The following is a 22,906-nucleotide window of genomic DNA, read 5'->3' as shown; positions in this document are numbered from 1 at the left end:
TTTTATCAGGCCGTACTGTTCTCCCTCCAAGTTCTCTGTGTTAGGCAGCCCCAAAAGCGCCAATCTTGCGCGCGACCAAACCACGCTCTCTATATGAAGGCCGCTGGCATTGAAGGTTTACAGACCAGAGATTGATGGCCTCAGGGCCATATCGGTGATCGCGGTTATTCTTTATCACGCCGAGTTCACGGTTGCCGGCCACACGCTGCTTTCCGGTGGGTATATCGGCGTCGATGTATTTTTTGTGATCAGCGGCTTCCTGATTTCCCAGATTTTGCTGACGGAGATTGAAGCGACGGGGCGTATCGATTTCCTGAAATTCTACGCCCGGCGCGCGCGGCGAATTCTGCCTGCATTGTTCGCGGTCATTTTCGCGACAATGCCCTTCGCCTATTATTTCTTATTGCCGTTGGAACTCACGGACTACGCCAACTCCGTAGGTTCTTCGCTCCTGTTTGGATCGAATATCTATTTTCATTTTACTGCGGCTCAGTACGGGGAGCCCAACACCCTTCTCAAGCCTTTTCTGCACACCTGGTCGTTGAGCGTCGAAGAGCAGTTTTATATCGCCTTTCCGGTCTTATTGCTGATCGTGCGCCGATACCTGAAATCAAGGTTTTTGCCATGTGTGTTGGTCGCGGCGGCCCTCAGCTTTGTATTCTGTTTCGTCACGGTACGGCACGATCCGCAGCAGGCCTTCTATTCGCCGCTCACCCGGGCCTGGGAACTGCTGGCCGGAACACTGCTCGCCTATTACGAGGTGCGGCGTGGACGGCCTCGCCCCCAGCCGTTGCTCGCGGCGGCCGGGCTTATCCTCGTTCTTGGTTCGCTCATCTTGTTTGGAAAGGATACGGTTCATCCTGGCAGGATAACTGTGATCCCGGTCGTCGGGACCTGTCTGGTGCTCGCATTCGCCAGCCGCGAGAACGCAGCCGGGCGCCTGTTGGCTTCCCGGCCTGCGGCGCTCACCGGATTGGTGTCCTACTCTTTATATTTGTGGCATTATCCGGTCTTCGCCTTCTGGCGGTTGACAAGCTTGAATTTCAGCAATGGTGACAAGCTTCTCGCCGTCGCAGTGACGGTGCTGATCTCGGTCGTCAGCTTCGTCGTCATCGAAAAGCCCCTGCGCCACACCAGGAGAAGCCGCGCTCTCTGGATCACCCTGAGCTCGTCGGTTGTCACCATCGCGGCTGCTGTCCTTTCAGCAATCCATATGGCCGGCTTTCCCAACAGATTGGATGACGTCTATTCACCTGTCGCGCAGGCGAACGAGGCGCGGCTCGAAAGCACTTTTCTAAGCTTGAACGACAACATTCAGGCTGGGAAACCCATTATCTTCATCATTGGGGACTCGCACGCCAGAAACTGGTCGATCGCGCTCAAAAATTACATCGATACCGACCGATATCAAATCGTCGCACTCAGCTACTTGAACTGCATGGTCGAGATCAAGAACGATATTGTTAAGGCTCCCTCTCGCGCCAGCATTTACGACAAATACTGCATTCCCTTCGAAAAATATATCAACGACAAATCATTGCTCAGCCGAACCAAAGCGATCTTCCTCACGAGCCTTCGGCCTTTCGAATACACCGTCAACCCCTTCAGGTTCGAGCTTATCTCATGGATGAAAAGCCACTCGGATAATGCGCGCGTTTTCGTGTTCGGAAATTATTTCCAGCTCGACGAATTGCACTCGTGCCTGGGGCTGATGTTTCAGAGAAAATCCGATGCCTCCATATGCCTGCGGGAAGCCAGCTATCCGCCGGCCAACCAGCCTTTAGAGCAACTGCCATTTTTCCCATCCGGTCTTCCGTTCACCTACGTCGATATCGTCAAGCTTCACTGCGATTACGACAAGGAGAAGTGCCTGACCAGCAGCAAGGGTGTTCCGTTCATCATCGACTGGAACCATATGACGGCAGAATTTCTGACGACCTTGATTGGTGACATTCTGGAAAAGAGAACCGCTGACCTACGCAGCGACGGTCTCCTCGATTTCCTGGTACCGCCGCACGCCGGGCAATCCGAACGAACGGCGAGTTCTCAGCCGAGCGCTGCTGCGACGTTATCCGCTTCTCCATCGAATTAAGCGGTGAGACGCCGGCAACGACGGTTTCCATCGTCTCAATGCGTTGTTCTGATCGCGCATGAATTGGAAGCAGACGATGAGCGCCTTCCACTCCCCATTTCAACAGCAGAGGTCGCTGAAGTCGCTCGAGCGGCGTACATTCGGGTGACCTTCGATCCGATAGTGGCCCGTTCCATTCCCGGTTTAGAGCCGCAGCGGCATCGGGCGCCACCGGCCGAATGCTCCGACGGTTGTTTATTAGCCACCACTGAAACATGCGTCAAACTCGTGTATGATGTCTGGGGAGAATTCATGTCGGGGGACTGAGACATGGAGCGCAGGTTATCTGCAATTCTAGCCGCCGACGTGGTCGGATACTCCGCCCTTATGGAACAAGACGAAGCGGGCACATTTGACCGTCTTCGAGCGCGCCGCACAGAGCTTTTTGAACCCGAGATTACGCGGCATCATGGGCGCATCTTCAAGCTCATGGGTGACGGCCTCCTCGCGGAATTCGGCAGCGTGGTCGACGCCGTCGAATGTGCCGTGTCTCTGCAGCGCGGAATGACCGAGCGCAACGCCTCTGTTCCTGAGGAGGAAAGGTTCAACGTCCGCATTGGGATCAACATCGGCGAAGTGATCGTGGACGGCGACGATCGCTATGGCGAAGGCGTAAACGTCGCGGCCAGGCTGGAGCAACTCGCGCCACCGGCCGGGATCTGCGTTTCCGGCAAGGTGGCGAAGGAAGTCGAGAACAAACTTGCATTTACCTTCGATTCCGTTGGGCGGCAGAAGGTCAAGAACATCGAAGAGCTTGTCGATGTCTACCAAGTGCGCATCGACGCCGCGCCACGCCGACGCATTCGACACAAGCGCAGGATCGGCCAACGATGGTGGGCCATTGGGGCCGCGGCAACCATCGTCGCCTTGGTGGCCGTATGGATGGTGTTACAGAATACGCTGACCATGACCTCTCCTGCGGGCCCCCGTACGATTCCTTCTGTCGCCGTATTGCCCTTCGCTGATCTCAGTGCCGACAAGAGCCTGGGCTACATGGGAGAAGGGCTGGCGAACGACGTCATCGCGATCCTCTCGCGCTTTTCTGACATTGCGGTCGTCTCGCGAACTTCGTCGTTTGCGTACGAGGACAAGCAAGGCGACATCCGCCAGATCGGCAAGGAGCTGGGCGTCGGCTATGTCGTCGAGGGCAGCGTGCGCAAGGAAGGCGATAGAGTGCGCATCGTTGCACAGCTTATCAACACCAAAACGGGTGATCATGTCTGGGCGGACCGCTTCGACAAGGCCGGCACCGACCCATGGGCGCTTCAAGATGAGCTGACCGGCAAGATCGTGGGGGCGATGACGGGCGAATTCGGAGCCATTCGCAAAGCGGATTACAGTCAGGCCTGGGGCAAGGATAGCACCAATCTGGCTGAATACGACTACTACTTGCGCGCGGAAAGCCAGTTGAACCTTTACACCAAGGAAGGTCTCGAGCGATCCGGTGAGATCTCGCGACAGGGGCTGCAGGTATTCCCCGGCTCCCCCCTTCTGACTGTGGAGTTGGGGTGGTCTCATTGGTTGAAAGTGGCGCTGCTTCACAGCCCTGATCCGCAGGCTGATCTGCAGGAGGCGGACCGACTGGTCAAGCAGGTCCTCGCAGACAAGAATCTAAGCCCGCAAGTGGCGAGGCTGGCAAACTGGCTCAACGCTTGGCTCCTCACGCTCAAGCGGGACCATGACGGGGCTGTTGCGGCAATGAACAAAGCCATCGCCGCGGCACCCTATAATGCCTTCACCCTCACGGATGGCGGAAGTATTTTCCTGCAGGCGGGTCAACCCGAAAAGGGGCTGGAGCTGACCGACGCTGCAGCCGCGCGTGATCCTGGGCTGTCTTGGTTTTTTAACTATGTGCGCGGTTTTATCTATATCGTGCTTGGCAGAAACGAAGATGCAGTTGAGGCGCTGAAGGCCACGGAATTCGCCGACGCACCATTGCAACTAGCCATCGCCTATATGAGGCTGGGACGCGAGGCAGACGCCCGATCTGCCGTCGAGAAGATGCTCAAGTCAGCTCCGACTGCGACCATCCAGTCGTGGCGGCAGACCTGGAACTTCCGAGATCCTTCTATTATGGATCAGGCCGCGGCAGACCTTGCGCGCGCCGGCCTTCCGCCGCAATAGACTGTCGATGGTATTCAGCCTTCGTGGCGGATTCCATTCGTCCCGCTGTCTGCCCATGGGCAGGTTTGGCAGAGTCCCGGCGGAACTTTTGCGTGCCTTCTTCAATTTAGGAAATACTTGTTCGGAGATGTGCGCCATGAATGTGAGCGACGAAAGAACTGTCTCCTTGTGGGCCTCGCTCAGGGTTATGCCCGACGCCACTCCACTCACTGGGAATGATGAGGCCGATGCCGTTGTCATCGGCTCCGGAATTGCCGGCCTGTCGGTAGCCTACGAACTCGCCCTTGCAGGGCAGAAGGTTGATGTCATCGATCGCGGCCAGATAGGCAGCGGCATGACGGCCCGCACGACGGCGCATCTGTCATCCATATGTGACGACTATTTTTCCAAGTTGATCGATCTTCGAGGGCGCGTTCTGGCTCGGCAGTTTCATGAGAGCCAATCGGCGGCGATCGACCGTATTGAAGCGATCCAAGCGACCGAAGGTTTGGACTGTGATTTCAGACGTGTCGACGGGTTCCTGTTTCCATCGTTCGAAGGTGAGGAAGCCGATCTCAAACGCGAATTCGACGCCGCACTGCGAATCGGCGCCGCGGTCGAAAAAGTCACGGGCCTGCCATTTGCGGGATGCGCTGCGACACCCGCGCTTCGTTATATCAATCAGGCGACATTCCATCCGCTCAAATATCTCCGTGGGCTGACGGCGGGCATTCGCGCTCGCGGTGGCAAACTCTTCTGCGACACGGTGGTCGAGCAGGTCGAGGAGACCGAAGGCGGTGTCCGTGTGTCGACGAACTCCGGCTTCAGCATCACCGGCAAATGGGCCGTGGTCGCCACCAATTCGCCGATCAATGACCGTGTCGCCATTCACACCAAACAAGCGCCGTATCGGACCTACGCGATGGCTTTCGAGATCGAACGCGGGGCGATCGCAGATGGGCTCTATTGGGACATGGAAGATCCCTATCATTACGTGCGTCTGCAACCCGGTGACGGCGCGACGGACTTTCTCATCGTGGGCGGTGAAGACCACAAAACCGGCGCCGTCGACGATGCCGGAGAGCGCTTCGCCGCCTTGACGGCCTGGATCAGGCGTCTGCTGCCGGATATTGGAGCCGAGACCCATCGCTGGTCGGGCCAGGTCATGGAGACGATCGACTACGCCGCCTTCATCGGCCGCAATCCCGGCAATCAACGCGTGTTCGTCGTCACCGGCGATTCCGGCGAAGGCATGACCCATGGGGTGGTCGCTTCCCTGTTGATCCGCGATCTCATTCTCAACGGCGACAGCCCGTGGCGGGAACTTTACGAGCCCTCGCGCAAGACGCCCCGGGCGATCGGCGATTACCTGATGGAGAATGCGACGGCGATCAAGAATTTCGCAGAGTATGTCGCGCCTGGCGAACTCGATTCCGTCGACAAGTTGCAGCCCGGTGAAGGCGCCATTGTCCGGGAGGGGCTCACCAAGATCGCCGCCTTCCGAACTGAGGCTGGGGTGCTCTACAAACAATCGGCATCTTGCACCCACATAGGCTGCCACGTGCACTGGAATTCCCTTGAGCGCTGCTGGGATTGTCCTTGCCATGGCTCACATTTCGCCGTCGACGGCACCGTTTTGAATGGCCCGGCTGTCTCGCCGCTGGCCGGGATTTGATAGTCCCTTCTGTTGCTCATTCAGGTCCCGCAGGCGGGTAAGATAATCAGACGGCGACGGCCGGCCTGAGCGGAAGGTCGTGCGCTGAATTGTTCTTCACGCATACGGGCGAGAAGGGCGCGACGGAAGGTTCGATCCAAACCGCCTCGCCCAGATCAAGCTTAAAGTGGTGCGCACATTCACGAGCTTGACGCTTTGGGCGGCCCACATCTTCAATTCGCCAAACCTCCACATGCGCTCGTTAGCATTTTGTTGACCATAAGCTGGCTTTACTGGGTCGGATGGATGCGGAGGTTTCCGCCCGTCGTCGAATGTTTGGTGTGGGACGGGATTGTTCGTGTTGGAGTATTCACAGGGTTTGTCGGGCGGAGCCTTGGGCGGAATTGCCGCGCTCCTGTCAGGTGCTAAACGCTTCGCAGCGCAGACCATTCTGCCGGCTCTGTTTGCGCTGCCGGCACTTGTCGGTTCTGCATCCCTCGCCTCGGCGGAAGATCGGGCGCTGAAGCTGTTCTTCACCCATACGGGCGAAAGGGCGACGATTACCTACAAGCGGGATGGAAAGTTCGATTCCAGGGGCCTTGCCCAGATCAACCGGTTTCTGCGCGACTGGCGAAGGAACGAGCCGACCCGGATGGATCCACGGCTGCTCGACCTGGTCTGGGAGGTGTATAAGAAGAGCGGCGGCAAGGATTATATCCACGTCGTCTCCGCCTATCGTTCCCCCGCCACCAACAACATGCTGCGCAACCGTTCGCGCAGCACGGGAGTCGCCAAGAAGAGCCAGCACATGCTGGGCAAGGCGATGGATTTCTACGTTCCCGGCGTCAAGCTTGCGACGCTGCGTGCCATTGCCATGCAGATGCAGGTCGGCGGTGTCGGATATTATCCGACCTCGGGATCGCCCTTCGTGCATCTGGACGTCGGCAATGTCCGTGCCTGGCCCCGCATGTCCCGGCAGGAACTCGCGCGCATATTCCCGAATGGGAAGACGATGCATCTTCCGGCCGATGGCCGGCCGCTGCCGGGATATAACCAGGCGGTTGCGAACTACAGGAAACGCGTCAGCTCCACCTCGATCGAGATCGCCAGCACCGCCGGAGAAGACGAAGACGTGGCAGTGTCGAACACGCCGAGCGGCGACACCACAGACAGCAAGCTGGTGACGGCGCTGCTGCCGACACCGAAAAGCCGGGCCTTGAATGCGCTGGCGCAACAGACCGGCGCGGTCGAGCGGGATGACAAAGGCTCCGCTCCCGATCTTTCATCTCTCCCGATTCCGATACCGGCGATGCGCCCATCAGCCGTTGCGCAGGAGGCGGGCGCGGACGACAGGCTGGAGACTGCCTCGATCGGCCCGATTACAGCCCTTCCGGAGAGACGGCTGCCCGCATTGCCGGTTCACGCACGCTTCCATCCCGTCATTGCCGCACCGCAGACCTCCAGGCAGGGCGCCGACATGATCGCCTCCCTGCCAATGACCGCATCCTGGGAAGAAGCAGATTTCCTTGGATCGACGTCCGAAGCGGCGCTGATGCAATGGGCGCTGCATTCTCCCGGCGCGGCGATCGGCTTGAGCGCGCCTCGCCTTTCTCCCCGCACGGTTCATCGCGAGGCGAATGTCGCGGCTTCAGACGAGAATCCCGTTCCGGTCGCCGCCACAGGTCCGTTCGACGCCAGCCGGTTTTCGCTGCCCCCGGAGGGTTGAGCACTGGCAAACGACAGGTGCATAGGGGCCGGAAGGCGTTTCTAAGCTTGCGTCAGAGAATTGCTCAGGTGCTGTTGGGACAACGGCGGAGAGCCAGTGGCGACGCGGCAGAAACAGAGATGCTCTTCTCTCCGTTCGCGATCAGATCAATAGAGCGATCAAAATACCTCAACGCAAGATTTTAAATATATCATCACTCGCCTAACGCTTCTGAGCCGTATTAGCGAGATCATAAGTCGCCGGAACTTCTTCAAAACCGGCGCGTTAGCAGTGCAGATGTGATCGTCGCTCGGTCGACTTCGCATTTGTCCTTTCCAACTCTTCGCTGCCCCGCAATCCAGCGGGGCTTTTTTTGCGGAAGTACTTTGCTCAGTACGGCACCGTACGGAAACTCCTGCGGCCCGCGGGCGTTTCTTGCTTCGGATCGCGCAGATGGAGCCTCTCCTGTCTCCGCGCGCACCCCTATGCTCTGTGCGATCCACACTACCCTCGAGACAACCTTCTGAGATCTGAGTGCGAGCAGCGGCCGGCCGCCCCCACCATTTCATCCGGCCCGACAGCGCTGTGCATATGCCGCCGGCTCAGGCGACATCTCACTGTCTCAGTGAACAACCGCGATCACCCGTATTCCGGCTTCCTCCGCGGCGCGAATGAGTGCGGCGCGGGCCACATCGGGCGAAATATTGCCCTGGATTGCATCCAGGCAGGTCTTTACAGCCGCTATATATTCCCGGCCGTCATCCGCCGGCCAGGCGGCGATAAGCGCGCCGGCGACCTCGCCGAGCGACCGGACCAGCCTGTGTTTTTCCTGACCGCCCATCACGAGCATCAGAGGCGCGAAGTCTTCGCTTGTCTGCCAGTCCACGATACCGACCGTCTGTATTGCCATTCGTTCCGTTACCCTCACAAGACGCCTTCCCCATCCGCTGAAACGCGGACGTCGGGATGGCAGGTTGGCGCTTCGCCAGGAAGTCTCGGCGGTGTTTCGCGACAACGACCAGGACCTTCCCGAAATGTCCCGTCAATCGGACGGGAAGCATCTAAGGCAGGTGATGCCGGGGAAAAGCCGGACCTAAGTCGGACTGGAAGGGCGGCGCCTGCTATTCATATAACAGAGTCATGTAACCTGCAGGTCCGTGGAGGGGCGGAACGGGAGGAGGAGATGAAGTTCGGCCCCAACAACCACGAAGAGCGCTTTTCGCAAGGCCACAGTTCGGCAGCAACCGTCGCCACAATCGAAGCAGCCCTTTCCGCTGATCCCGACATCGACAGCAGCGCTATCGAAGTCAGGATGCTCGGCCCTGTCGTGCTGCTCGAAGGCTATATTACCAAGCCCGCCGACCGCGACAAAGCCATCGCGCTTGCCGCGATGATCGTCGGTGAGGAGAATGTCCACGATCGGATGCTGAGCCGTTTCCCCCCGCAGTAGCGAGGGATCGGCGGCTGGGACCAAGGTCGGCTAAGCCCCGGCCTCAAGTCCTAACTCCGGAACCGTTCCTCCATCAACCGGTTGGCACTCCAGCGGAACCAACCGCATCAATGGAGCAACAGATGAATATCAAAGCAGTAACAACTGCCGCCGGCATCCTGCTGGCGTCGGCCTCTGCCTTTGCGCAGCAGTCGACGGTCACGGGTGCGGTCGGTGGCGCCGCGACGGGTGCGATCGTCGGCGGCCCGGTCGGTGCTGCCGTCGGCGGCATCGTCGGCGGCGTCGCAGGCAGCGTCATCGATCCGCCGCCGCCAAAGGTGGTGACCTATGTCGAGCAGGCTCCCGCCCCGGCTGAACGCGTCATGGTGAAGGAGAAGGTCGTCGTCGGACAGCCCCTGCCGGAGACCGTCGTCGTGACGCCAATTCCCGATGATCCGAAATATGCCTATGCGATCGTCAACGATCAGCGTGTGATCGTCGAACCTTCCTCGCGGACCGTCATCCAGATCATCGAGTGACCAACGGGCGGCAAAGCCGCCATTCCAACAATCAGGGCGCGCATGTCACGCATGAGGATGCGGGCGGCATCGCGCGTTCAAACTTCGGAGATTGATCATGAAAAGCAACCGTCTCACCATGCTTCTGGCAGCGCTGTCGCTCAGCGTGTCGCCGCTTGCCACACTGCCGGCCGCGGCCCAGCAGGACACCACCAAGAGCAGCGGCCAGACCCAGTCTGGTTCTCAAAGCACGGATTCCGGTTCGCAGTCCGGCGCCGGCAAGACCGACTGCACCCCCGATGCTTCCGGGGCCTGCCCGCAGGGCAAGGGCCAGACGACGCAGCAGAAATCCGGCCAGGGCTCCGACATGAAAAAGAGCGCTGAACAGCCTTCCAACGACAACAGCGCGACGAGCGGAAGCACCTCGGGCAAGGCTTCGACGGAAACCAAGCCCGCATCGCCGGACGCCAGCGGCGCCACCACGACCGAACAGAAGCCTGCCGCCAAATCCGGCACCACCACCACGCAGAGCGGCGATACGACGAAGCAGCCGAGCGATCAGAACGCGACGACGACGAACAAGAGCTCGTCGGAAACCAACGTCAACAACAACACGACGACGAACAAACAGACTTCGAACACCACCAACGTCAACATCTCGGTCGAGCAGCAGACCGAAATTCGAACGGTCGTGAAGGAGGTCCATGTAGCGCCGGTGAAGGAAGTGGACTTCACGGTCTCCGTCGGGGTAAAAATTCCGAAGAAGGTCCGGCTCGAACCACTGCCGCCGCGCATCGTCAAGATCGTTCCGCAATATGAAGGCTATCGCTTCTTCATCCTTGCGGATGGCCGGATCGTCATCGTCGATCCGACTGCTTTGACGATTGTCTATATCATCGAGGTTTAAACCAGCAGGCGGTCCCGGCGGCGTCATTCTCGCCGCCGATCCGCCCACCGACACCCAATACGCACATTGAGTGACTGGCCTTCCTCCCGGCTTGAGCGTTTACTCTGTCGGTCTGGCGGAGGAAGCAGACCATGGCCATGTATCTCACACGCTTCAGCTACACGCCCGAGACCTGGGCGCGCATGATCGAAAAGCCTGAAGATCGCCGCGAGGCGGCACGCAGCTACATCGAATCCGTGGGCGGCAAACTCCATGGGTTCTGGTATGCCTTTGGCGAGCATGACGGATGGAATTTGTGGGAGGCGCCCGACAACGTGTCGATGGCGGCCGTCACGCTTGCGATCGGCGCCGGCGGCGCGCTCAGCTCGATCGAGACCACCGTGCTGCTCGAAGTCGAGGACACGATCCACGCCCTGGAAAGAGCGAAGTCGATCCGGTACCGCCCGCCGGCAGCCTAGATTGCGGTAGCATCAAAGCGCGCCGAGACCTTCGGATCCGCTCGCGCTCAGCTCATTGTTTTTACGCATGCTGCTGTCGAAGGACCGCAGCCTACTCGCTCTGCCTGAAATTCCGGATCCGATCGAACAGCACCGCCAGCACGATCGCGCCGCCGATAAAAGTCCCCTGCCAGAAGGCGTTGATGCCGAGCAGGCCGAGGCTGTTGCGGATCACTTCGATCAGCGCCGCACCGACCAGCGCGCCGAAGGCGGTGCCGACGCCGCCGGCGAGATTGGCGCCGCCGATGACGGCGGCGGCGATGACCTGCAGCTCCATGCCGGCGCCGATATTGGTGGTGACGGCGCCTAGCCAGCCGGTCTGGACGATGCCGGCAATGCCGGCCGACAGCGCCGAGATCATGTAGACGGCAACCTTGATGCTGCGCACGGGAACACCGGTCAGTGTTGCAGCATGCTCATTGCCGCCGATCGCGAAGATATAGCGGCCGAACCGCGTCCAGCGCAGCACGAAGCCGGTCAGCAGCGCCAGAATTATCATGTAGAGGACCGGATTGGCGATGCCGAGGAACCAAGCGCCGCCGCCGAGCGCCAGGAGTTGGTCATGATCGGGGCCGAACTGGAAGACGACGGTGTTGTTGGAGGCGACCATGGCGAGGCTGCGCGCCACCGACAGCATGCCGAGCGTCACCACGAAGGGCGGGAAATCGAGATAGGCGATCATCACGCCATTGAAGGCGCCGACGACAAGCGCCGTGCCGATCGCGGCCGCTATGCCGACCTCGATGCCATAGCCGGCATGCATGGTGACCGCCAGCACCATGCTGCAAAGGCAGAGCACCGAGCCGACGGAGAGGTCGATGCCGCCGGTGATGATGACCAGCGTCATGCCGAGCGCGATGATGGCGACGAATGTGACGTTGCGGGTGATGTTGTAGAGGTTCTTCGCCGTCGCGAAGGAATCGGTGGCGAAGGACAGGAAGAGGCAGGCGAGAATGACGGCGATCAGCACCCAGAAGGTCTGGCTGCCGATGAACTCCGAAAGCCGGCTTCGCTCTCTCTGCGCAATCGTCTGATCGAGGGTAACTGCCATTGCTGACCTTCTTTTCTGCCCGTGCCGCGCCGCTCAAACCTGTTCGATGGCGCCTGTTATGAGACCCGTCACTTCCTCCGGCGAACTCGACGCGATCGATTTGTCGGCGACTTTCCGGCCGCGGCGCATGACGATCACCCGGTCGGCGACGGTGAAGACATCGGGCATGCGGTGACTGATCAACACAACCGCGATGCCGCGATCGCGCAGCTCGCGGATCAGGTTCAAGACCTCCGCCACCTGGCGGACCGAAATCGCAGCGGTCGGCTCGTCCATCAGCACGATCTTCGCTTCCGACAGCATGGTGCGGCCGATCGCCACCGCCTGGCGCTGGCCGCCCGACATCTGCTTGACGAGGTCACGCGGGCGGGTTTCCGATTTCAGCTCCTTGAAGATCTCACCGGCGCGCCTGTACATCGTCTTGTAATCGAGCACGCGGAACGGACCGATGCCGCGGCGCAGCTCACGGCCGAGAAAGACGTTGGCGGCGGCCGTCAGATTGTTGCAGAGCGCCAGATCCTGATGGACGATCTCGATGCCGTGCTGGCGCGCCTCGACCGGCCGGTGCATGACGATCTCCTTGCCGTCGAGCCGCATCGTGCCCTCGCTCGGCCGGAAGTTGCCGGCGATCATCTTGACCAGCGTGCTCTTTCCCGCGCCGTTATCGCCCATCAGACCGACGACCTGGCCGGCTTCGAGCGTAAACGACACGTCGTTCACCGCCTGGATGGCGCCGAAATGTTTTGAGATATTGGTAAGTTCGAGAACCGCAACCAGCCGACTACCCTCCCCGGAACCTGCATGCCCGCGCCGCCGCTTGCCGATAGCCGGTCAGACGCCTGCGATCTCGCTTTTGCCGATCTCCTCCCGGAAGAGCGATTGGGTTCATTAATGCAAAAGCGCCAGGAATCGTCAATCGAATGTCCGCTAAAACGGCCCCTCATCACAAAAATCTATTTTAGTACGACAAATACAGATTGACGCGGGAAACGCGCGCATATTAGCTGTTGCTGGGGAGAGAGGTATGCTGATCCTTGTCACCGGGGCTACGGGCAAGGTCGGGCGGCGCTTCATTACTGGGCTGCTTGACGAGCCGCGATTTTCCAAAGCACGCATTCGCGCGCTTTGCCATAATCGCGTGCTTGATGAAACCGACCGCGTCAGTGTCGTGAAAGGTTCGATCGCCGACAGAGACGTCGTCGCAGCGGCGATGGACGGTGTCACCCATGTCGTGCACCTCGCCACCTGCAAGGAAATCCCCGCGGATGTGATGGACATCACCGTCAAGGGCCTGTTCTGGCTGCTTGAGGCGTTCCGCGCCAGCCCCACGGCAAAGCAGTTCATCCTGATCGGCGGCGATGCCGGCATCGGCCATTTCTTCTATCGCCATGACGGACCGGTGACCGAAAAGACGCCGCATCGCGCCTATTCCGGCTGCTACGCGCTCTCAAAGGTGCTGGAAGAGGTGATGCTCGAGCAGTTCGCCATCCAATATGGCATCAACACCTGCTGCCTGCGCGCGCCCTGGATCATGGAGAAGGACGATTTCAAGTTTACCCTCTCTTTCGGCGACGATGTCTTCGGCGGACCGGATTGGAAGAGCCTGGTGCCGCCGGCGGATGCGAAACGATATGCGCGTGACGGCACGGTGCCGCTGCTGCGCGATGCCGACGGACGGCCGCTGAAGCGCAATTTCGTCCATGTTGACGATCTTGTCTCGGCGATCCTGGCGGCGATCGACAATCCGCGCGCCGTGGGCGAGCTTTTCAACATCGCGATGGATCGGCCGGTCGATTACGGCGAGGTCGCCGCTTATCTCGCACGCACGCGCGGGCTCGGCTCCGTCGACATTCCGAGCGAATATCACTCGAACTGGATGGACAACAGCAAGGCCAGATATCTGCTGGACTGGAAGCCGGTCTACGATCTGGAAAAGCTGATCAATTCGGCTTGGGACTACCAGCGTTCGAAGGAGGAGCCTCGGGTCGTCTGGTATCCAGGTTGATAACGCGGCGGGTGCAGAAGCGCCCGTCTTTTTCAATGGGAGGAAGCTATGAGGAAGGCATTATTGCTTACAGCTGCAGTCCTGGCGTTGACGGCCGGTCAGGCCCTGGCAGCCAAGAAGCAGTTGGTCATTGTCGTCAAGGGCCTCGACAACCCGTTCTTCGAAGCGATCAACCAGGGTTGCCAGAAGTGGAACAAGGAAAACGCTTCGGCTGAATATGAATGCTTCTATACCGGCCCGGCATCGACCTCGGATGAGGCCGGCGAAGCGCAGATCGTCCAGGATATGCTCGGCAAGGCCGATACGGCAGCGATCGCCATCTCGCCGTCGAATGCCAAGCTGATCGCCCAGACGCTGAAGACCGCCAATCCGAGCGTGCCCGTCATGACCCTCGATGCCGATCTGGCGGCGGAAGATTCGGCTCTGCGCAAGACCTATCTCGGCACCGACAACTACCTGATGGGCGCCAAGATCGGGGAATATATCAAGAAGGCCAAGCCGAAGGGCGGCAAGATCTGCACCATCGAAGGCAATCCCGGCGCCGACAACATCCTGCGCCGCGCCCAGGGTATGCGTGACACGTTGAGCGGCAAGAAGGGACTCGACGCCCTTAAGGGCGAAGGTGGCTGGACCGAGGTGGCGGGCTGCCCGGTCTTTACCAATGACGACGGCGCCAAGGGCGTGCAGGCGATGACCGACATCCTTGCCGCCAATCCCGACCTCGATGCCTTCGGTATCATGGGCGGTTGGCCGCTGTTCGGCGCCCCGCAGCCCTATCGCGACCTGTTCAAGCCGATGGCCGACAAGATCGGCAAGAACGAGTTCGTCATCGGCGCCGCCGACACGATCGGCGACGAAGTGGCGATCGCCAAGGAAGGCTTGGTGACCGCGCTCGTCGGCCAGCGGCCGTTCGAAATGGGCTACAAGGCGCCGACCGTGATGATGGACCTGATCTCGGGCAAGAAGGTCGATGATCCGGTCTTCACCGGGCTGGACGAGTGCACCAAGGATACGGTCGACACTTGCATCCAGAAATGACCCTTAATCGGAGCGCCCATTCCGGTGGGCGCTCCCCTGGATTACCTTTCGATTTCCGAAAAGATCCAGTCGGAAAAAGCGTGCATGGCCGGCGTGACCGGCCGCGACTGCAGGCGCGTCAGCCAATAGCTTCCGAGCGAGATGACGGTGGCGAAGGGCTGCACGATCGCACCCGAGCAGAGGTGCCTTGAAAACATCGAGGGCGGGGCGAGCGCCACGCCGAGCCCCTGCAGGGCCGCCTCCATCATGCCGACGGAGGAATCGAAGACGATGCCCGCATTGAGCTGGGCCGCCGGCGGCACACCCGTGGCCTGGAACCAGGTGCTCCACTCATCCGTGCGATAGCTGCGAAGCAATGTCGCCCCGGCAAGGTCTGCCGGCGATCGGAGTTCGTCAGCCAGTTTCGGGATGCAGAGAGGCGAAAGCGGCGCGTCGAACAGGCGCTCAGCCTGCGTGCCGTGCCATGAGCCGCTGCCGAAGCGGATGGCGAAATCGAGCCCTTCCGCCGCCGGATCGACGCGGTTGTTGTTGGTGGAAATGCGCAGATCGATGAAGGGATGCCGACGCTGGAAATCCGCAAGCCGCGGCAGCAGCCAGCCGACGGCGAAGGTTCCGACGACACCGAGGAACATGAGCTCGCGCACCTGCCCGGCCTCGATCCTGTCGAGCGTCGTCGCCATCTGGTCGAAGGAGGCGGTGACCGTCGGCAGCAGCGCTTCGCCTTCCGCGGTGATCTTCAAGCCGCGGGGAAGGCGCTGGAACAAAGCCACGCCCAACCGCTTCTCCAGTCCCTTGACCTGCTGGCTGACGGCCGCCTGGGTGACGCAGAGCTCGATTGCAGCGCGGGTGAAGCTCAGATGCCTGGCGGAGGCTTCGAAGGCGCGGAGACCGTTCAGCGGGAGGAATGGACGAACCATGTAAGCCCTAGATTTTCTTTTATCTCCCGCGAGATATCATCGTTTGTGATCGGAAAACAGCGCCTTTAAACGCGGTCTGAGTGCGCTTCACGCTCTGTTGACCGACCTCTGGAGGATGACTGATATGAAGATTATTGGGATAAGAATTTTATCGGCCGCTTTGATCTCGACATGCACTTGCGCAAGCGGCTTTGCCGCCGATGTCGCGAAAGTGAGGGCGATCGCCGACGCCGCGATCAAGCCGGTGATGGAGAAAAACGCCATCCCGGGTGTTGCCGTCGGCATCACCATCGATGGAGAGCAGCATGTCTTCACTTATGGCGTCGAATCGAAGGAGACCGGCCGGCCCGTGGCGCCGACGACGCTGTTCGAACTCGGATCGGTCAGCAAGACTTTCACTGCGACGCTGGCATCTTACGCTGACGCGAAGGGCAGGTTTTCGCTTGACGGCAAGGTGGGCACATATCTGCCGGCGATGAAGGGCAAGCCGTTCGGCGATGTAGGGCTGGTCAATCTCGCCACCCATGCCGCCGGCGGATTTCCGCTGCAGCTGCCCGATGACGTCAAGACCGAAAAGCAGCTGCTTTCCTATTTCGCTGCCTGGCAGCCCTCCTACGCGGCGGGGACGCAGAGAAGTTACGCCAATCCGAGCATTGGCATGCTCGGCTATATCACGGCGAAGGCGATGGGCGGCGATTTCGCCGCCCTGATGGAAGGCAAGCTGTTTTCCGCTCTCGGATTGAAGAACACCTTTATCAAGGTGCCGAAGTCGCGGCTGGCCGATTATGCTCAAGGCTATAAGCGCAACGGCGAGCCGGCGCGGCTGACGCCGGCCCTGCTCTCCTCCGAAGCCTATGGCGTGAGATCGACCGCCGGCGACATGATCCGCTTCGTCGGCGCCAATATGGGCCTGGTCAAGCTCGACGAAACGCTGCAGCAAGCGATTGCCAGGACCCATACCGGATATTTCAGCGTCGGGGCGATGACCCAGGGTCTGATCTGGGAGCAATATGCCTATCCCGCCACCCTGGAGAGCCTGCTCGAGGGCAATTCGGCCGCTATGCTGAAGACAATTCCAGTCTCTGAGCTCAGGCCGCCGATGAAACCGCGTGACGACGTCTGGATCAACAAGACAGGCTCGACCAACGGCTTCGGCGCCTATGTCGCCTTCATTCCCAAGGAGCGCCTCGGAATCGCCATCCTGGCCAACAAAAACTATCCCAACGAGCATCGGGTCGCCGCCGCCTATCAGATATTGACTGCGCTTGCGGCCGACTGATCGAAATGGGCGCAGTCGGCTTGATGGACGCTGGAGCAGGCTGTTTAGGCGTCGGCCTTGAGGCACACGGAGGAGAACGCTCTGAATCAAAGTACTCGTCTCGAGTCGGACTTTAGACCGATGCGCGACTGCGCTCGTGTGCTAGAGAACCCGCGACGGCCGATGGAGAATGCTGTGGTCGAGCCGGCTGCAGCATATGTCCGAGGGTCCGCAACTTCGCCCCGCAGTACACATGGTGATACTACTTTAAGTACTGCAAATTAATAATTAAGATTAACGCGCGAGTATTTCTTAGACTTTTTCTAAGCAATTGCCAGTCCTTATAGGGAATGCTAATAGACAATTACCTTACTTGAAGTCATCAGGGGCAATGCAAATGAAAACTGTATTGATTTCGGGCGGAGCTGGTTTCATCGGGTCGCATTTGTGCGACCGACTTCTGCTCCGGACTGACGTTCAGAAGCTCGTGGTTGTTGACAATCTTTGGACCGGACTTCTCGAAAACATCGAGCACATCAAGGATCCGCGTTTTCACTTCGTGAAATCGGATGTCGAAACCTTACAGACCTCCGATAAATTCGACGAAATCTACCATCTTGCCTCTCCCGCATCGCCACCCTGGTATATGAAGGAGCCGAAGCGGACGATTTCCGCCAATCTTCTCGGGGCAATGCGGCTTCTCGATCTCCTGAAAAAGGGCGGTCGTTTCGGCTTTACCTCGTCTTCCGAAGTCTATGGCGATCCTCTGGTTTCGCCGCAGCCCGAATCCTACAAGGGCCAGGTCGACTGTACAGGGCCACGCTCGTCCTACGACGAGAGCAAGCGCTGCACGGAATCGCTGCTGTTCGAGATGCAGCGCACCCAGGGGCTCGACGTCAAGGTCGTCCGTCCCTTCAACATTTATGGCCCCCGCACCCGCGCCGACGATGGGCGCGCGGTCTCCAACTTCATCACCCAGGCGCTCTCGGGCCGCCCGATCACCGTATTCGGCGATGGTCTGCAGTCCCGCAGCTGGGGTTATGTCGACGATATCGTCGACGGCTTCGCGCGTTATTTCTGGGTAAACCAAACCGACTATAAGGGGCCTCTGAACGTCGGCAACGATCGCGAAATCTCGGTTCTCGAGGTCGCGCAATATGTCTCCCGTCTCGTCGGCGGCGTACCGATCGTCTTCGAGCCGTCCCCTCCGCAGGATCCCACCAACCGGCGGCCGGACCTCAGCAATGCGAACTACGTCATGCCCGAGTGGTCGTGTAAGATCAGTTACGAGCAAGGCGTGGCCCTGACGCTCGAATGGTTCAGGGAAAAAATGAAGGCCGAGAAGCAATCATCACAGCTGCGCAGCGCGCATCGTTGATGCTGACGGCTTGGGGCGGCGCGCGGCCTTTCGAACGCGCGAAGGGCGCCGATATTCTGAACCGGCGCATCGTGCCGTCAGATCAGCCCGATCTAGGGCCGATGCGCAAGGTTCAAGGGTGCGATCGAGAGAGCGTTGATGCGAGAACCAATTCCGGCTGATCTGAAGGACATCCGCTTTCCCGTACCAATTCGCTATCTGGATCTCGCCTCGGCCGAGGTCGATACCGGCTCATCCGCCCTTTCCGAGGGGTTGGTGATCTTTCTGTCGGATGGCCTTCCCGTAGGACAGGCCTATGTCGACAAGCCAGAGAACACGACCGCACTCGCCTTGCGCGTCGTGCAGCCCGAGACGGTCGAGCATGCGCATCAGGTCGCGCAAATCCCGCTCAAAAATCACGACGTCAGTATTCTGATCTGCACCAAGGACCGGCCCGACGAGCTGGCCCGCTGCTTGGCATCCATCCCCAGACAATCTCTTCCGCCGGTCGAGATCGTCGTTGTCGACAACGCATCGGCCGGCGATGGCACACGTCGTGTCGCAGAGGCAGCCGGCGCCACCTATGTCCGTGAGGATAGGATCGGCCTCGACTATGCCCGAAACGCTGCCGTGCGCGCGGCAACGACGGAATTCGTCGCCTTCACGGACGACGATGTCGTGCTTCACGAGCGATGGCTCGAGAACCTGATGAAGGGGTTCGACCAGCCCGAAATCGGGTGCGTCACCGGCCTCGTCCTTCCCGGAGAGCTTTCCACGCCCGCGCAGCTGATATTCGAAAGACACTGGGGGTTCGGCCGAGGCTATCGGCGCAGGGACTTCGATCGGCACTTCTATCGCCGGCATAAGCGGCATAAAAATCCCATGTCGATGGTCGGCGCAGGAGCAAGCCAGGCGTTTCGTCGCAAAGTGTTCGATGAATGCGGATTATTCGACGTCCGACTCGGCGCGGGGGCGGCTGGGTGTTCGGACGACTCCGAGTTCTGGGATCGGCTTCTCCATCATGGCCATACTTGCCGCTACGAGCCGACCGCGGTTTCGTGGCATTTTCACCGCAAGGACATGGAAGGGCTGGCAAAACAGATCCATCAATATATGAAAGGCCATGTCGCTGCGCTGCTGATCCAGTACCAGAACACCGGCAAGCTGGGCAATCTGCGCCGCATGCTAATGTCGCTCCCCTGGTATCATCTCAAAAGGTTCGCGAAGCGGCTCGAACGCGGAGCGACTTCGGACAACTTCTTTCTGAAGGAAGAGGTTCTGGGGAGCCTGCAGGGCGCATTTTATCTTCTCGGCCGCTGGAAAATGCAGCCATGGTGACGGCGTCGAGACCTGCGATCTCCTTTCTCATCCCGGCCTATAATGCCGCCGGTACGCTGTCGGATTGTCTGGGCAGCCTGCAAAATCAGACGATATCGAACTGGCAGGCGGTCGTGGTGGATGACGGCTCGACCGACGGGACTTGGGAGGTCCTTGAAAGCCTTGCCAACGCGGACGGGCGGATTACGCTTTACCGTCAACCGAATGCCGGTGCCGCCGCCGCACGCAATGCAGCCGCTCAGCTTGCCGCTGCGCCTCTCCTCTGCATGCTCGATGCCGACGACTGGCTGGATCCCGCCTTCAACGAAAGCATGCTGCCGATCGCCAGCAACCAGTCTCAGCCACTAATCGCCCATTGCAGCTATCGCCGCGTCACGGCCGACGGCCGGATGCAGAAGATCGAGCAGGCGCATGATCTTACCGGAGATCGTGCAATCCAACAATTTTCGTCAATTTGCGCTCTGGCCATTCATACGGCAGTCTTTCCCAAGCGCCTTTTTACGGAACTAGGCGGCATGGATGTCACATTACAAACCTGCGAGGACTGGGATCTCTGGCTTCGCATGGCGTTCGCCGGGGCTCGATTCCAGCGGGTGGACAAATGCCTGGCCTTCTATCGCATGAAGGCCGGCTCTCTGTCGTCCGATCCGATCAGGATGATGCGGGACGCGATTGTCGTGACGGAAAGGGCGCGGGCCTTGCAAGTTGAGCGGGGCTTGCCGACGCAGGGCGAGGACGACGCTTGGCCGAAGCCGGCCCTTAGCCAGCTTCGCATCTTCATTTGGATCGCCTCGATGCATCTTTGTGCGGAAACCGATCCCAAGGACCTGGCCGAGCTTCTGCCGGAATTTCCCGATGGCTCGGGCCACGAAGACATGATGGCGGTGGCCATCCTTCATGGGTTGCAGACGGGCCAATCGGTTGAGAATACTGGCGCCCTGATCGACCTGATGGACTCGTGGGCACCGGCAGTCGCGCGGCTCCTCGCCCTCATCGAAAGCCATTCGCTGGCCGGAACCGCACGAAAGACAGAGCAGCTTCTTGCCTGGCGGCTTTCATCAGAAGCCGTCTCGCGTCCTTTTAAGCTCGGACGCGTCCAGACTGTGGGCGTCGACGTCAACAAGCTCGCGAAGATTACCAAGGCCGTCGAAGCCGATACGCTGGTACTGCAGCTTTCGTCTGGACAGAAACATATCGGTGCCCACGTGGGGCCGCTATGGGGAGATCTGTCGGTCGGCGCATTGGTTCGCCTGATCGTCCGAGACATGCATGCAGGCGGCCGGCTGCCCACGCCCAGGACCTTCGCCTATGCGCGCCACTGGTTATTCGAAACCTTGCGTAACTATAGAGGCTTCCTTGGGATTCTTCGTCGGGGAGGACGACGGCGGGGACGCCTCGGCCGCCTTGTCCAATCAACGCGCGACGCAGCTCTTATAAAATCTCTGGCAGGCGACGGGGAAACGGATGACCTGCACCTTTCGAAGGCAGATCGGCAGAATGAGCGCTTGCATGGCGCGGTGTTAGCCGAGCGCCGCGGAAAAAAAACGGGAAAGGAAGCCCTTTTGTCAGAGGCCGCTTCCAAAGAGGAATATTGGGAACGGGTCTTTGAGCATCCCGACCCATGGAACTACGTGTCGATCTACGAACAGGTCAAATACGAGCAGACGCTGGGCCTTGTCCCGGAAGGGATAGGCAAGGCATTGGAACTTGCCTGTGCGGAGGGGATATTCTCCGCCAAGCTTGCGCAAAAGGTCGGGACGCTGACGGCAACGGACATCTCGCGTCGTGCGATCGAAAGAGCATCCGAGCGGTGCCGAGAGTTGGGGAATGCCGAGTTTCGTGTCCTGGACTTCGCAGGCGACGACATTCCTGGCGGACAGGACCTGATCGTCTGCTCGGAAGTCCTCTATTACATGGATGACGAACAGGTCTTGGAGCGGGTCTGCCGAAAGATTGCCGCAGCACTGAAGCCGGGCGGCTGTCTGATTACCGCTCACGCCCATCTCCGGCGAGACGAGCCCGAAAGGACAGGTTTCGATTGGGACAATCCGTTCGGTGTCGGCACCATCAGGAAAGTCTTTTCGAACCTGCCGGACCTTAGCCTGGAAGAAACGATCGAGACCGAGCTTTACGCCATTCATCGGTTCCGCAAGCGTGAAACGTCCGTACACACAATGCGGTTTGAACGGCACGGTGTCCCATTGGACACGGAGGTGGCCAAGAACATCATCTGGGGACCGGCCGGTGTCGAACGAGTGGCGGCGTGGTCGAACGAAGTGACGACCTCGATCCCGGTGTTGATGTATCACAGAATCGCGCGCGAAGGTCCCGATCGGCTGCGGCGTTTCCGGATCGCGCCGGAGATGTTCCGCCAGCACATGCAGTTTCTCCGGCGGCAGGGCTACTATGGGCTGACGTCCGATGCGCTGGCCCATCTGCTTCAGGTGGGAAAGCCGATACAGGGGCGGCCGGTCGTCCTGACCTTCGATGATGCCTATCTCGATTTTTTTACCGAAGCCTATCCCATCCTTGTAGAGAACGGCTTCAGCGCCGACGTCTTCGTCGTGACGGACAAAGTGGGCGGCCGATCGGATTGGGATGCCGCTTACGGTGAGCCAGCCCCTCTGATGTCTTGGAACGACATTGAGGATCTCCATCGAAAGGGCATCCGATTTGGGTCTCATCTGGAAACCCACACGCCGGCGAGTGCGCTGGATAACGCCATGCTATTGGCCGAAGCGGTTCATTCTCGCAAGACGCTGGAGAACCGGCTCGGCGCGGCCACGACATCTATCGCTCTCCCCTTCGGCTGCACCGATTTCCGTGTTCCCGGAATTCTGGCCGAGGCGGGATATCAAATTGGCTTCACCACCAGGCCGGCAAAAGCGGGCTTTTCGGACAAGCTGCTGTCACTCCCGCGCCTTGAGGTACGCGGCGATTTACCCATCACGGCGTTTGCCGAACTGATGGGCCATCCCAACGCCTTTATCGGATAATG

Annotated in this window: 17 protein-coding genes and 1 pseudogene; 14 read left to right on the top strand and 4 right to left on the bottom strand. The window is 59.8% G+C overall.

All coding sequences use genetic code 11. The features are described 5' to 3' along the window. Window positions 1-109: 109 nt before the first annotated feature. The 4 genes from QWJ46_RS01625 (at window position 110) to QWJ46_RS01610 (ending at window position 7,614) form a co-directional block, all read left to right on the top strand. Window positions 110-2,092, top strand: coding sequence for an acyltransferase family protein (locus tag QWJ46_RS01625; RefSeq protein WP_302748748.1), 1,983 nt, complete (start codon window positions 110-112; stop codon window positions 2,090-2,092). Between the two features lie 309 nt (window positions 2,093-2,401). After that, complete coding sequence (locus tag QWJ46_RS01620) at window positions 2,402-4,255, top strand: adenylate/guanylate cyclase domain-containing protein (protein WP_302748747.1); 1,854 nt, start codon at window positions 2,402-2,404, stop codon at window positions 4,253-4,255. A gap of 136 nt (window positions 4,256-4,391) precedes the next feature. Continuing rightward, on the top strand, window positions 4,392-5,909 hold the full coding sequence (locus tag QWJ46_RS01615) for an FAD-dependent oxidoreductase (protein WP_302748746.1): 1,518 nt from the start codon (window positions 4,392-4,394) through the stop codon (window positions 5,907-5,909). 337 nt (window positions 5,910-6,246) lie between these two features. After that, window positions 6,247-7,614 carry a DUF882 domain-containing protein gene (locus tag QWJ46_RS01610; protein WP_302748745.1) on the top strand — a complete coding sequence of 456 codons (1,368 nt, stop codon included), beginning with the start codon at window positions 6,247-6,249 and terminating at the stop codon, window positions 7,612-7,614. A 601-nt stretch (window positions 7,615-8,215) separates the two neighbouring features. Here QWJ46_RS01610 and QWJ46_RS01605 read toward each other — a convergent pair. Further along, a complete protein-coding gene (locus QWJ46_RS01605) occupies window positions 8,216-8,497 on the bottom strand; it encodes a DUF982 domain-containing protein (RefSeq protein ID WP_302748899.1) in 282 nt (93 codons plus the stop codon). A 279-nt stretch (window positions 8,498-8,776) separates the two neighbouring features. Here QWJ46_RS01605 and QWJ46_RS01600 point away from each other — a divergent pair, with 279 nt between their 5' ends. From QWJ46_RS01600 to QWJ46_RS01585, 4 genes are all read left to right on the top strand, one after another. Then, a complete protein-coding gene (locus tag QWJ46_RS01600) occupies window positions 8,777-9,043 on the top strand; it encodes a BON domain-containing protein (protein ID WP_184453902.1) in 267 nt (88 codons plus the stop codon). Between the two features lie 122 nt (window positions 9,044-9,165). Continuing rightward, window positions 9,166-9,561 carry a DUF1236 domain-containing protein gene (locus QWJ46_RS01595; RefSeq protein ID WP_302748744.1) on the top strand — a complete coding sequence of 132 codons (396 nt, stop codon included), beginning with the start codon at window positions 9,166-9,168 and terminating at the stop codon, window positions 9,559-9,561. Window positions 9,562-9,658: 97 nt separating this feature from the next. Continuing rightward, window positions 9,659-10,447 carry a DUF1236 domain-containing protein gene (locus QWJ46_RS01590; RefSeq protein WP_302748743.1) on the top strand — a complete coding sequence of 263 codons (789 nt, stop codon included), beginning with the start codon at window positions 9,659-9,661 and terminating at the stop codon, window positions 10,445-10,447. Between the two features lie 131 nt (window positions 10,448-10,578). Further along, window positions 10,579-10,905, top strand: a complete 327-nt coding sequence (locus QWJ46_RS01585; RefSeq protein WP_184453896.1) for a GYD domain-containing protein — start codon at window positions 10,579-10,581, stop codon at window positions 10,903-10,905. Between the two features lie 91 nt (window positions 10,906-10,996). Here the strand turns inward: QWJ46_RS01585 and QWJ46_RS01580 are convergent, their stop codons facing one another. After that, window positions 10,997-11,995, bottom strand: a complete 999-nt coding sequence (locus QWJ46_RS01580) for an ABC transporter permease (RefSeq protein WP_302748742.1) — start codon at window positions 11,993-11,995, stop codon at window positions 10,997-10,999. A 33-nt stretch (window positions 11,996-12,028) separates the two neighbouring features. After that, a pseudogene (locus QWJ46_RS01575) lies at window positions 12,029-12,939 on the bottom strand (ATP-binding cassette domain-containing protein). Window positions 12,940-13,019: 80 nt separating this feature from the next. Here QWJ46_RS01575 and QWJ46_RS01570 point away from each other — a divergent pair. Continuing rightward, window positions 13,020-14,000: an NAD(P)-dependent oxidoreductase gene (locus tag QWJ46_RS01570; RefSeq protein ID WP_302748740.1), complete on the top strand. Its 981-nt coding sequence runs from the start codon at window positions 13,020-13,022 to the stop codon at window positions 13,998-14,000. A gap of 48 nt (window positions 14,001-14,048) precedes the next feature. Further along, window positions 14,049-15,038, top strand: a complete 990-nt coding sequence (locus QWJ46_RS01565; protein WP_184453890.1) for a sugar-binding protein — start codon at window positions 14,049-14,051, stop codon at window positions 15,036-15,038. Window positions 15,039-15,079: 41 nt separating this feature from the next. Here QWJ46_RS01565 and QWJ46_RS01560 read toward each other — a convergent pair whose 3' ends face one another. Next, complete coding sequence (locus QWJ46_RS01560) at window positions 15,080-15,955, bottom strand: LysR family transcriptional regulator (RefSeq protein ID WP_302748739.1); 876 nt, start codon at window positions 15,953-15,955, stop codon at window positions 15,080-15,082. Between the two features lie 124 nt (window positions 15,956-16,079). Here QWJ46_RS01560 and ampC point away from each other — a divergent pair, with 124 nt between their 5' ends. The 4 genes from ampC to QWJ46_RS01540 all read left to right on the top strand — a co-directional run bounded on the left by ampC (window position 16,080) and on the right by QWJ46_RS01540 (window position 22,904). Beyond that, complete coding sequence (gene ampC / locus QWJ46_RS01555; protein WP_302748738.1) at window positions 16,080-17,234, top strand: class C beta-lactamase; 1,155 nt, start codon at window positions 16,080-16,082, stop codon at window positions 17,232-17,234. Between the two features lie 376 nt (window positions 17,235-17,610). Continuing rightward, window positions 17,611-18,591, top strand: a complete 981-nt coding sequence (locus tag QWJ46_RS01550; protein WP_184453884.1) for an NAD-dependent epimerase/dehydratase family protein — start codon at window positions 17,611-17,613, stop codon at window positions 18,589-18,591. A 138-nt stretch (window positions 18,592-18,729) separates the two neighbouring features. Next, window positions 18,730-19,908: a glycosyltransferase family 2 protein gene (locus tag QWJ46_RS01545; RefSeq protein ID WP_184453882.1), complete on the top strand. Its 1,179-nt coding sequence runs from the start codon at window positions 18,730-18,732 to the stop codon at window positions 19,906-19,908. Continuing rightward, entirely contained in the window at window positions 19,902-22,904 is a 3,003-nt protein-coding gene (locus QWJ46_RS01540) for a glycosyltransferase (RefSeq protein ID WP_302748737.1), read from the top strand. The genes QWJ46_RS01545 and QWJ46_RS01540 overlap by 7 nt, the downstream gene beginning before the upstream one ends. The last annotated feature ends 2 nt before the right edge of the window (window positions 22,905-22,906 follow it).

Origin of the sequence: Rhizobium sp. CBN3 (assembly GCF_030518245.1) — a bacterium.
GTDB classification, from domain to species: Bacteria; Pseudomonadota; Alphaproteobacteria; order Rhizobiales; family Rhizobiaceae; genus Rhizobium; species Rhizobium aethiopicum_A.
The sequence above is the reverse complement of the archived record's forward strand: the minus strand, read 5'-3'. Positions and strand labels throughout refer to the sequence as shown.